Source organism: Chitinophaga sp. (assembly GCF_036569125.1).
In the GTDB taxonomy this organism is placed as follows: Bacteria; Bacteroidota; Bacteroidia; order Chitinophagales; family Chitinophagaceae; genus Chitinophaga.
Genome location: NZ_DATCRF010000302.1, coordinates 17,325 through 27,303, shown reverse-complemented (window position 1 = coordinate 27,303; position 9,979 = coordinate 17,325). Strand labels below are relative to the sequence as shown.

The following is a 9,979-nucleotide window of genomic DNA, read 5'->3' as shown; positions in this document are numbered from 1 at the left end:
CTGGTGTTTGCCGGGGCAATGTGCACCTTCTCTACCGGGGCATGGGTAGTTTTTGGCGTGCTTTTTTCTGTTAACTGTGCAAAATACATTATGAAGAACCTATCGTTCCGTGAACAAACTATAAAACGAACGATCAGGGTTTCTCTGGTAGTGATGGTGGTGGTGGCCCTTTTTATACCATCGGACCTCATCGGGGACAAATTAGGAACATCTTCCCTGGGTGACCGTGAAAAGAGAACAGAGGCCAGCCTGTTGTTTATGGCCACTGCTAATATAGTAGAGCTGGCTGTAGGGAGGGCGCCGGGGTTTATTGAGAATAACTCGGAAATAGCAGAATCTAATCAATATATCAAGCTATTAGTGGAGGAGGGGGTAATAGGAGCAATATTAGTCATAGGCTTTGTCATTTTTTGTACAAGGAATAATGATAATTATATGCTGGCAACCCTATTATTTCTGAATAGTGTAGTAATACTATGGACACCACTTTTTATGCTGAATATATTGGTCTGTAAATTCGGATGGGGAAATGATACGTTGGAAGATCAAAGGGAAGCCTTGATGAAGGGAGCTTACACAAAAGTATAACTTACTTAATCTGGAAAAGATGAAAAAGTATTTTGGTACCATGCTTGTTGCTTCAGCAGTGATCACTGCTGTATTATTACTAACTGATTCCTGTGACACTTACGGACAGCTGCCGCTGGTTAAAAATGGCCAGAGCAATTACTCTATTGTAATATCGGTCGATGCAGGCCCGCTGGTAGTAAAGGCTGCTTCGGAGATGGATAAATACATAAAGGCGGTATCCGGAGCAGACCTTCCGGTTATGAGAGATAATGCGGCTGCATCCGGCAAAGAAATACTGGTGGGGAACAGTGCGCACCTTAAACAGCTGGGTATTAATGTTTCTACTTCAGGTTTGGGCGATGATGGTTTTTTGATTCAAACCGTTAATAACCACCTGGTGATTATTGCCAATAAGGATAAAGGGGTGCTCTATGGTGTTTATACTTTCCTGGAATCATATTTAGGATGCAGGATGTATAGCTCAGATGTTGTGACGATCCCCAAAAAAAACTCTATCACCCTGGCTAATATCAAAGACCGTGAAGTACCGGGTGTTCAATATCGTGATCTCTACTACTCGGATACCTATGATGAGACCTATATGAACTGGCAAAAGCTGGATCACTTTGATGCGCCTGATAAAATAGCCGGTACCAGCCGCCTGTGGGGAGAAATATGGTCCTCGTCCTTTTCTTATGTACTTCCCGCCAAAACGTATTTTCAAAGCCACCCGGAGTACTTTTCACTAAATAATGGTAAAAGAACGCCGGACCAATTGTGCCTCACGGATGATAATATGTTTGAAGAATATGTGAAGAACTTTGCTGCGCTTATGAAACGTTATCCGGATAGTAAGGTATGGTCTGTGGCCGCCAATGATAACCTGAAGGAGAACTATTGCCACTGCGACCGCTGTGAAGCTATTAATAAAAAAGCAGGTTCTCCAATGGGCACCTTATTAACTTTTGTAAACAAGATAGCCGCCCGCTTCCCCGATAAAACTATTGCTACGCAGGCATACCTGCATTATGAGGAACCGCCTCAGGGAATTACGCCGGCCCGTAATGTAATGATTGTTGAATGTGGGCCCTATTATTTAAGCAGGGCTGAGTCTTATGCTACCGCGCAATCCAATGAAGCAAAGACCTTCCGCAGAAGGCTGGACGAATGGCTGACCCTGACTAAGAACATAAGGATATGGGATTATGTAACGGACTTTCCCTATTTAATGTGCCCGTTCCCCAATTTTCATACCCTGCAGCCAAATATTAAATACTTTGCAGAAAATAAGAATATTAATAATCTTTTTGAGCAGGGGAATATTGCGCCGGGCGGCGAGTTCCCTGAACTGCGCGCTTACTTGTTAGCCAAACTTTTATGGAACCCGGATGCCGATGTAGATAAAATTATGAACGATTTCCTGAATGGTTATTATGGCCAGGCAGGGCCTTACATACGGCAGTATATTGACCTGATGGCCACCTCAGTGGTCAAGTCCAATATTCCCTTATTATCGCAGGACCATCCGCATAAACACTATAAAGGATATCTGGCCCCGGCCTTGTTAAAGTCATATAACGATTTCTTTGATAAAGCGGAAAGTGCGGTAGCAAACCAACCGGATGTGCTGGAACGGGTAAAAGTGGCCCGGCTGCCTTTAATGTACGCAATGCTGGAAATGTCGAAAATGGTACAGATCTCCCAAAAAACACTGGCTGCTAATAACAGCGGTAATAATAATGCCCGGGCTTTAGGTTTTAGCAGCGCTGGCGGAGGCCAGGTAAACTTCAACGCCCGGTCGGTAGGTTACAATTCAGATGAGAGTATAATGAAATTATTGGATTATTTTGTAGGAATGTGTAAGAAGCATGGCATACAAAAAATGGCGGAATACCCTACCACGGTAGATTCTTTTAATAAAGACTTCACCAAATATGCGAATGAAAAGTTTAAATAGATACTTGTCGGTTATGAGGGATATGACTGGTATCAGGAAATTATATATTTAATGCTATGACACCAGTTTTAACAATCGGATTACCTTTTTATAATAACAGATCAACCTTAGAATTAGCATTAAAATCAATCTTTGCACAAACCTACCAGGACTGGGAGTTGATCCTGCTGGATGATGGTTCCACGGACGGATCATCCGCGTTGGCGGCAGCCATTAATGATCCCCGGGTGCGCCTGGTAGCCGATGGCACCAACAAAGGGTTAATATACCGGCTAAACCAGATCGCACAGCTGGCAGAAGGTAAATATCTTGCACGTATGGATGCCGATGACCTGATGGACCCTGAACGGCTGGAAAAACAGGTGAGCTATCTGCTGACACACCCGGATGTAGACCTGGTAGATACCGGCACCTGGTCTATTGACGAAGAAGGAAAACCCAGGGGTAAGCGGGGACTGGAACCTATTAATACCAATCCCGAACATATTTTACGGCATGCCATGTTACTGCATGCCAGCGTAGTAGGCAAACGTTCCTGGTTTTTAAATAATCCCTATAATAAGGATTTTATACGGGCAGAGGACTACGAGCTTTGGTGCCGGACCTATGCCCATTCCAAGTTTGCGAGGATAGCAGAACCATTATATATTGTACGTGAAGGCAAAGTAAATGTGAAGAACTACGCTAAAAGCTCTGCCACCATCCGTAAAATATTCCGGCAATATGGCCCAGCTGTTCTTTCACCCACAGCGCTGCAGCTGGAATTGCTTAAATCAAGGCTAAAGGTGCTTTTATACAATACCTTTTCATTAATAAATAAGCATGATTATTTATCAAGAAAAAGGAACCAGCCTTTAACTGCCGCAGAGCAGGCAATGGTAAACCAGATCATGGAAAAAATCAATAGCGTAAGACTAATAATGAATATTCAATAATGAAGAGTGTAATACTTGTATCCAATACTTCCTGGTATCTGTATAATTTCCGGTTAAGCATCATTCATCTGCTGCAGGACAAAGGTTTTAAAGTGTACTGCATTGCTAATTATGACGATTATACTGCCCGGCTGGTTGAACACGGAGTTACCTACATACGGTCAGAGTTAAGTAATAAAGGTACAAACCCCATTAGTGACCTGCAGTACCAGGCATTCCTAAAGAATGAATACATCCGGATAGATCCCGATTTCATCTTTCATTATACCGTTAAGCCTAATATTTATGGCAGCCTGGCAGCGGGAAAGCTGTCAAAACGTTCTATAGCCGTTGTTTCTGGTGCCGGCTATGCTTTTCTGAAAAAGGGCGTCCTGAATGGGATTGTAAAACGACTTTATAAACAGGCAGCTAAGAACAGCCAGGAGCTGTGGTTTGTAAACAAAGACGATCAGTTACTGTTTGTACAGGAAAACATAGTACCAGAGAATAAGACCAAGGTATTACCGGGTGAAGGTATTAATACCGCACACTTTAAACGGGATGCCCCTTATCCCTCCCTGGATAATGGGTTCACATTTATTCTTTCTGCAAGAATGTTGTGGGACAAGGGTGTAGGTGTGTATATAGATGCGGCAAGAAAGGTAAAGGAAAAGCATCCTCATGTAAAGTTTCAGCTGCTGGGATTTATTGATGATCTGAATCCTTCATCCATCAGCCGGGAGCAGATCGAAAGCTGGGTGAAAGAAGGAGTGGTGGAATACCTGGGGGTTACAGATAATGTAAAGAGCTTTTTAGTAAAGGCCCATTGTTTTGCGCTGCCATCCTATTACCGGGAAGGCGTACCCAGGGCCCTGCTGGAAGCTGCCAGCCTGGAAATGCCTATTATAACCACCGATAATGTGGGATGCAGGGAAGTAGTAACAGATGGTTATAACGGTTATATCTGTGCTTCAAAGAACAGTGACAGCCTGGCGGAGCAAATGGAGAAAATATTGTCTAAGACTTACGATGAATTAAAACAAATGGGCATGAACGGCCGCGAAAAAGTTACGGCCGAATTTCATGAAAAATTAGTATTGCAATATTATGAGGATCTGATAGCTGTGTCTCTGTGATCTGCTACTTACGATCATAGAGATAGCTGAGTTTTACACGGGCAATACAGGTAACGGAAAGAGGTGTTCGCTGAGAGTAACTGCCTGCGCAATAACTAAGCAATACATACCGGCCTACATAATGAATAGCCGTATAACAGTAACTTCCATCCGGATTGTTCTCAATGGTTTTAGGCGGCATCCAGGTAGCGCCTTCATCTTTTGAAAGTGCAATATTAAAAGGGGTGCGCCGGGTTTTTGTAGCAGGGGTGGTGCCATTATTATCATTCCAAACCAGCATCAGGTCACCGGTTAACGGTATCCTGGAAATAGATGCCGGTGATAAGGGAGAGCTGATAGTAGTAGGCGCTATCGGCGTCCAGGTCATGCCACTATCTTTAGAAAATGACATATACTGTACATTCTCCTCCGTACGCATCAGCATCATTATGTTACCATTTTTCAGAGCGATCACCCCTGGTTCCTGCGTTAAAACATTATTAGGATTGGGCACTGTTTTGCTGGATTTCCAGGTTACACCATTATCATCAGAGATGTAGCACATGGAAACCCCCTTATAACTAAATGGCTCATTATTCCTTTGATGCCGTGATACGGGCATTAATAAGCGGCCGTTATTCAATGCAATAATGCGATTGTTATTAATGGTGAAATAACCCTTCTGATCGCTGATGCAGGGAGTAGCTTCTCCCCATGTCTGGGCTTCATCTTTTGATATACGGACCATTGGAATACAGTCGGATAGCGAGTTTTTTCTAAGATAGAATAAAGCGATATTACCATTATTCAATCTTACCAGTGATACGGACATTACATTCATTCCGCCATCATTTGAAACGATCGTCTGATCCTCTTTGGTCCAGGTTTTCCCGCTGTCTGAAGAAAACCGTCCGGCAAGATAAGCGGGAGCATGATCTTCAAAAGAATCACCGGTAAAATGGGTATAAACAAAAAGTATGCGGCCGTCCTTTAAGGTAATAAAATCACCCTCACTATTTCGTGGATTATTAATACCGGGTGTAAGCATCAGCACAACTTCTCTTGCATTTTCAATTGCTTTGTCGCTTTTTCCACTGCAACCAAAACCTGCTATGATCAGCAGGAGGAAAACGGGAACAATTATACGTTTCATTTTATAAGACAGGACAGGGCTTTGTTTGACGGAAGATTTTTTTCTAAAGTTATTTCAAAATTACCTTTTCCCAAACGGGAAAAAGCACCGTAATATTAAATAACTTGGTCATACAAAATATAACATTTTGATGTTAGTAGCTGTTAATTCTATATTTCCTGCCGTTTAAACGAAAAAAGTATGAAAACTGCTCTCATAACCGGTATAACCGGCCAGGACGGCGCCTACCTGGCCGATCTGTTGCTGCACAAAAACTACCAGGTGCACGGCATCAAACGCCGCAGCTCTTTGTTCAATACAGATCGTATAGATTACCTGTACCAGGACCCGCATGAAACCAATGTGCACTTTAAGCTGCACTATGGCGACCTTACGGATTCCACGAACCTGATACGTATTATACAGGAAGTACAGCCGGATGAGATCTATAACCTGGGCGCCATGAGCCATGTGAAAGTAAGCTTTGAAACGCCGGAGTATACGGCCAATGCAGATGGTATTGGCACCTTGCGCATACTGGAAGCCGTTCGGCTGCTGGGGCTTATGCAAAAAACAAAGATCTACCAGGCATCTACCTCTGAGCTGTATGGCCTGGTACAGGAAGTGCCGCAGTCGGAGAAAACACCTTTTTACCCCCGTTCCCCCTACGGCGTAGCCAAGCTATACGCTTACTGGATCACCGTAAACTACCGGGAGGCATATAACATGTACGCCTGCAACGGCATCCTGTTCAACCATGAAAGCCCGCTGCGGGGCGAAACTTTTGTGACCCGTAAAATTACCCGGGCCGTAGCCAAAATAGCAGCCGGCATGCAGGATAAGCTGTTTATGGGTAACCTGGATGCACGCCGCGACTGGGGCCATGCCAAAGACTATGTGGAAGCCATGTACCTGATATTGCAGCAGGAGCAGCCGGAAGATTATGTAATAGCTACCGGTATCACCACTACGGTGCGGGATTTTATTAAAATGGCCTTTGCAGAAGCGGGGGTGGAAGTGGACTTTAAAGGTGCTGCGGAAAGCGAAACCGGCATTGTTAAAAGTGTAGCCGCGCACGTAACCGCGTTAAAACCCGGCCAGGAAATAGTAGCCATTGATCCGCGGTATTACCGCCCCACGGAGGTGGACCTGCTGATAGGCGATCCCACCAAAGCACAAACGAAGCTGGGCTGGAAACCAAAATACGACCTGCCTGCGTTAGTAAAGGAAATGGTAGCGGCGGACATTGAATTATTCCAGCGGGAAAAAGTGCTGAAAGATGCCGGTTATAAAGTATTGAACCAATTTGAATAATATGCACCCGTCCGACAAAATATATGTAGCCGGTCACCGCGGCATGGTGGGTTCAGCCATTATCCGCAGGTTACAGCAGGCGGGTTTTTATAATATTATTACCCGCAGCTCGCAGGAGCTGGACCTGCGTAACCAGCAGGCGGTGGCTGACTTCTTTACACAGGAAAGGCCGGATCATGTATTCCTGGCGGCAGCCAAAGTAGGTGGTATTATGGCCAATAACACTTACCGTGCAGAATTCCTGTATGATAACCTGATGATCCAGAGCAATGTGATACACCACGCCTATGTGAGTGGAACAAGGAAGCTGATGTTCCTGGGCTCGTCCTGCATTTATCCCAAACTGGCCCCGCAGCCGCTGAAAGAGGATTATTTGCTTACCGGCCTGCTGGAGCCTACCAATGAGCCTTATGCGATAGCTAAAATAGCCGGCATCAAAATGTGCGATGCGTACCGGGCGCAATACGGCTGTAACTTTATTTCCGTAATGCCTACGAACCTTTACGGCCCTAATGATAACTACGATCTGCAAAGCTCGCATGTATTACCGGCGCTGCTGCGCAAGTTCCATGAAGCAAAGGAGCAGCAGGCGCCCTCGGTGGTTATCTGGGGAACGGGCACCCCTAAACGCGAGCTCCTCCATGCCGATGATATGGCAGATGCCTGTTTTTACCTGATGCAGCATTATGACCAGGAAGGGCTGGTGAATATAGGGGTGGGGGAAGATATCAGCATCGCAGACCTGGCCCGGTTAATAAAGGATATTGTAGGTTATACCGGCGCCCTGCAGTTTGATGCCTCCAAACCGGATGGCACGCCCCGTAAATTAATGGATGTAAGTAAATTGCATAGCCTGGGATGGCAGGCCAAAATAGATCTGGATCACGGTATTCGCCGGGTATACGAAGCAATATTGCAAACCGGCTGGGACAAAAACTAAAAGGGAGGAAGCACCTATTACTTTTGTATTATACATATCTTTGCCCCCATTGCACAATTAAATATTATGCTAAAAAAACTCCAAGCATTATCCCTGCTGCTACCCTGCTGCCTGGCGGTGGCTCATAATGTACAGGCACAAAGCGCCGGCCGCCAGTATTCAGTAGGCTTTTACAAACCGGTAGCAGATACCGGGGGATACAGCTACCATTCTTCCATGCGGGACTATATGGTACAGCCCACCTTTACCTTACCGGAAGATAGTACCCGCAAGAGAAGCTGGTTCCACCGTAAGCTATTCCAGGAACACCTGCTGGAATATAAAGGGGACGATTATGATTTTTACGCCAGCTTCCTGCCGGATTTCCAGGTAGGACACAGTAACTGGAATGGCACTACCTGGCTGAATACCCGTGGAGTTATTGCCGGAGGCCGCATTGGGAATAATCTTACTTTTTATACAGAGTTTTATGAGAACCAGGGAAAGTTTCCCCGGTACGTGGAAAATTTTAGCGGCCCAACCAGGGTGGTGCCTGGTCAGGGGGAATTCAAATACTTTGACGGTGACGCCTATGATTTTGCGTATGCCTCTGCGCTGATCAATTATAAAGCCAGCCGGCATTTCGATTTTCAGCTGGGATATGATAAGAACTTTATTGGCGACGGTTACCGCTCTATGCTATTATCAGACGTACCGTTTAATTATCCGTTCCTGAAAATAATCGCTAACGTAGGCCGCATACAATACACCACCATGTGGGCCCAGTTCATAGATATGCAATATCCCAAGGCTTCTTACGATAACGGCTATAGGAAAAAATGGGGGGTATTTAATTACCTGGACTGGAATGTAAGCAAAAAGTTGTCGCTGGGCTTATATGGAGCGGTAATATGGCAGGATTCCGATTCAACCGGCAAGCGGGGATTTGATGTAAGCTACCTGAACCCCATTATATTCCTGCGCCCTGTGGAATTTTCCGTAGGCTCTTCTGATAATGCGGTGATGGGTTTAAATGTTAAATACGCCGCAACCAGGAACAGCACTTTTTACGGACAGTTTATCCTGGATGAATTTAAGCTCAGCGAAATGACCAAAGGCCGCGGATGGTGGGGAAATAAATTTGGTGGGCAGGTAGGCTTCCGGTCCAATAACATTTTTGATGTAGAAAAACTGAATGTGCTCACAGAAGTAAATGCAGCGCGTCCGTTCACTTACTCCCAGCGTACATCATTAAATAACTACGGCCATTATAACCAGCCGCTGGCCCATCCCATGGGAGCCAATTTTGTTGAATGGGTGAGCATTGCAGATTACCAATACCGGCGCTGGTTTTTGCGTGGTGAAGTAATGCTGGCCAAATATGGCCTTGATACGGCGAACACTAACTTCGGCAAGAACATTTTCAAATCATACTATACCCGTACACTTGAATATGATAATCATATCGGGCAGGGATTGTCTACCAACTTATTATATCTGCAGGGAACCATTGCATTCTTATTGAATCCAAAGAATAACATGCGTTTAGAGGTTTCCGTGATAGGCCGCAAAGAGAAAAATGATGCATGGAAGTTCAATGAATATGTTTTCCAGGTTGGTTTGCGCAGCACCTTCCGGCAGCTCTACTATGACTTTTAGCAGCGCACAATAATCACACGAAATGGGGGCATTTTAAGTATCCAAATGATTTATCTTAGTAGAGTAGCACATACACAACGTTACTCAAAATTATGCCGATACTCGTCTTACATTGCATCGTTATGGTGGAGATCACTGCACTGTACATGCTGGTGAACAATGTTTTAAGAAAAGCAGGAAAATAAAGCTGGAAAGCCGGATACTCATTAACCATCCACTTTATTCAAAGCACTTAGCATCTCCGCATTAAAATGGTGAAAAGCGTTTTAGCCCTCCCGTGTGTAACGGGAGGGTTTTTTTACGCCCTCAGGGTACATGCTCTGTAATTGGAAAATGAAAAATAAACCAATGGATAAAGGCCGATCTCGTATAGCAGCCTTTTAGGATGTAAAAAAACCT

General features: G+C 44.8%; 8 protein-coding genes. 7 read left to right on the top strand and 1 reads right to left on the bottom strand.

Features of this window, described 5'->3' with window-relative positions:
- The 4 genes from VIM87_RS11225 to VIM87_RS11210 form a co-directional block, all read left to right on the top strand.
- Positions 1-588 (top strand): hypothetical protein (locus tag VIM87_RS11225; protein WP_331997081.1); only part of this gene is annotated, 588 nt, incomplete at its 5' end.
- 19 nt (positions 589-607) lie between these two features.
- Positions 608-2,527: a DUF4838 domain-containing protein gene (locus VIM87_RS11220; RefSeq protein ID WP_331997080.1), complete on the top strand. Its 1,920-nt coding sequence runs from the start codon at positions 608-610 to the stop codon at positions 2,525-2,527.
- 56 nt (positions 2,528-2,583) lie between these two features.
- Positions 2,584-3,462 carry a glycosyltransferase family 2 protein gene (locus VIM87_RS11215; protein WP_331997079.1) on the top strand — a complete coding sequence of 293 codons (879 nt, stop codon included), beginning with the start codon at positions 2,584-2,586 and terminating at the stop codon, positions 3,460-3,462.
- Positions 3,462-4,577, top strand: a complete 1,116-nt coding sequence (locus VIM87_RS11210; RefSeq protein WP_331997078.1) for a glycosyltransferase family 4 protein — start codon at positions 3,462-3,464, stop codon at positions 4,575-4,577. Before VIM87_RS11215 ends, VIM87_RS11210 begins: the two co-directional genes overlap by 1 nt.
- A 4-nt stretch (positions 4,578-4,581) precedes the next feature.
- Here the strand turns inward: VIM87_RS11210 and VIM87_RS11205 are convergent, their stop codons facing one another.
- The gene (locus tag VIM87_RS11205) at positions 4,582-5,709 is read right to left on the bottom strand and encodes a sialidase family protein (RefSeq protein ID WP_331997077.1); all 1,128 of its coding nucleotides are present in this window, start codon (positions 5,707-5,709) and stop codon (positions 4,582-4,584) included.
- Positions 5,710-5,889: 180 nt separating this feature from the next.
- Between VIM87_RS11205 and gmd the strand changes: the two genes are divergently transcribed.
- The 3 genes from gmd to VIM87_RS11190 all read left to right on the top strand — a co-directional run bounded on the left by gmd (position 5,890) and on the right by VIM87_RS11190 (position 9,580).
- Positions 5,890-7,002: a GDP-mannose 4,6-dehydratase gene (gmd, locus tag VIM87_RS11200; RefSeq protein ID WP_331997076.1), complete on the top strand. Its 1,113-nt coding sequence runs from the start codon at positions 5,890-5,892 to the stop codon at positions 7,000-7,002.
- A 1-nt stretch (position 7,003) separates the two neighbouring features.
- A complete protein-coding gene (gene fcl / locus VIM87_RS11195) occupies positions 7,004-7,942 on the top strand; it encodes a GDP-L-fucose synthase (RefSeq protein WP_331997075.1) in 939 nt (312 codons plus the stop codon).
- Positions 7,943-8,008: 66 nt separating this feature from the next.
- Positions 8,009-9,580, top strand: coding sequence for a hypothetical protein (locus VIM87_RS11190; RefSeq protein WP_331997074.1), 1,572 nt, complete (start codon positions 8,009-8,011; stop codon positions 9,578-9,580).
- The last annotated feature ends 399 nt before the right edge of the window (positions 9,581-9,979 follow it).

What these genes read in the sequence shown, in the direction of transcription:
- gmd (WP_331997076.1), top strand. Translation starts at nt 5,890, where the DNA reads ATGAAAACTGCTCTCATAACCGGTATAACCGGCCAGGACGGCGCCTAC.
- fcl (WP_331997075.1), top strand. Translation starts at nt 7,004, where the DNA reads ATGCACCCGTCCGACAAAATATATGTAGCCGGTCACCGCGGCATGGTG.
- VIM87_RS11220 (WP_331997080.1), top strand. Translation starts at nt 608, where the DNA reads ATGAAAAAGTATTTTGGTACCATGCTTGTTGCTTCAGCAGTGATCACT.
- VIM87_RS11215 (WP_331997079.1), top strand. Translation starts at nt 2,584, where the DNA reads ATGACACCAGTTTTAACAATCGGATTACCTTTTTATAATAACAGATCA.
- VIM87_RS11205 (WP_331997077.1), bottom strand. Translation starts at nt 5,709, where the DNA reads ATGAAACGTATAATTGTTCCCGTTTTCCTCCTGCTGATCATAGCAGGT.
- VIM87_RS11190 (WP_331997074.1), top strand. Translation starts at nt 8,009, where the DNA reads ATGCTAAAAAAACTCCAAGCATTATCCCTGCTGCTACCCTGCTGCCTG.
- VIM87_RS11210 (WP_331997078.1), top strand. Translation starts at nt 3,462, where the DNA reads ATGAAGAGTGTAATACTTGTATCCAATACTTCCTGGTATCTGTATAAT.